Source organism: Streptomyces sp. NRRL S-495 (assembly GCF_000966955.1).
In the GTDB taxonomy this organism is placed as follows: Bacteria; Actinomycetota; Actinomycetes; order Streptomycetales; family Streptomycetaceae; genus Kitasatospora; species Kitasatospora purpeofusca.
This window is the reverse complement of record NZ_JZWY01001210.1, coordinates 1-1,156: the sequence shown is the minus strand read 5'-3', so window position 1 is coordinate 1,156 and position 1,156 is coordinate 1. Positions and strand designations below refer to the sequence as shown.

At 78.1% G+C, this 1,156-nt stretch carries 1 protein-coding gene and 1 pseudogene; both read right to left on the bottom strand.

Features of this window, described 5'->3' with window-relative positions; genetic code table 11:
• Window positions 1–411: pseudogene (locus VR45_RS43195) on the bottom strand (hypothetical protein); the annotation flags it as partial.
• Window positions 408–1,156, bottom strand: a 749-nt coding sequence (locus tag VR45_RS40655; RefSeq protein WP_045945012.1) for a DUF4129 domain-containing protein, incomplete at its 5' end; no start/stop codon positions are given. The gene VR45_RS40655 and the pseudogene VR45_RS43195, both read right to left, overlap by 4 nt.

Genomic DNA, 1,156 nt, shown 5'->3' with positions numbered 1-1,156 from the left:
GGACAGGCGTGCCGCGAACAGCCGCCGAAGGCGACCGCGCAACGGCCCGGCGTCGCCCTGCGGGTCGAGACCCTCGCGCACGGTCCAGCGCCAGTCACCGAGGCCCGGCTCGCGCGGCTCCATCACGCGCTGTCGACTGCGCAGACCGATGTCGAGGAAGCCCGCGCCGGCCACGTACCGGCCGGTGGCCAGGGCGCCGACGGTCAGCAGGACCGCTCCCGCAACTGCCGCGGGAGCTCCGCCGACCAGCGCGAACAGGACCTCGGCCGCCACCGCCGTCCCGGTCAGTTCGATCAGGCTGTGCCGGACGGAGCCGGGCGCGGCGAGGCCGTGACCGGTCGGGCCGGGCGGGTGGGCAGGGTCGGCGGACGCGGCGGGGCCGGCTGTGCGCCGGTTCGGGCGGGCGCTCATCGGTGGCCTCCGGCGGCCCGGTCGTCGGTCCCGGACGCTCCCACCGCCGCTGGCTCCGGCGGCGGGCCGGTCCGCTCCGCCAGTCGCCCGGCCAGGGCGTCCAGGGCGGTCCGCGCCCGGCGCACACGGGTCTCGTCCATCGGGTGGGTGGAGTACCTGGCCTCCCGGAACAGTGCGGTCAGAGCCCGCGCGTGGACCGGGTCGACACGGTCGTCGGCCATCGCGCGCTCCAGCAGCTCGGTCGGGCTGTCAGGCGCTCGGAGGGAGAGCCCGGAGGCGGCCAGCGATGTCTCCATCGCGGCGTAGCAGGCGATCACCGCCGCCCGCGCGTCGGCGCCCGCGAGGGCCCGCCGCCCCGTCACCACCGCAGCCGCCAGGGCGTCCTCGGTCCGGGCCGGCGCGGCGGGCAGCGGCGTCGGCGGCCGCCGCCGGACGATCCGCAGCCGCAGCAGCAGGACGACGCCGACGACCACCGCGATCACCAGCACGGCCAGGAGCGCGCCGAACAGCACCTGGACCACGCCCGACAGTGAGCTGTCGGACACCGGTTCGCCGGGCTCGGGCGGCGACACCGTGGGCACCGGGGGCAGGGCGAAGTCCGGCAGTGGCCGCGCCCGGTGCGGCCCGTCCGGCCCGGTGTCCGCCCGGTTGTGGAAGAGGAACATCAGCACCGGCACCGCCACCGCGGCCCCGGGCAGCAGGACGGCGGCGGCCTCCCGCAGGCGCTCGGCCCATGGTGTGGGCC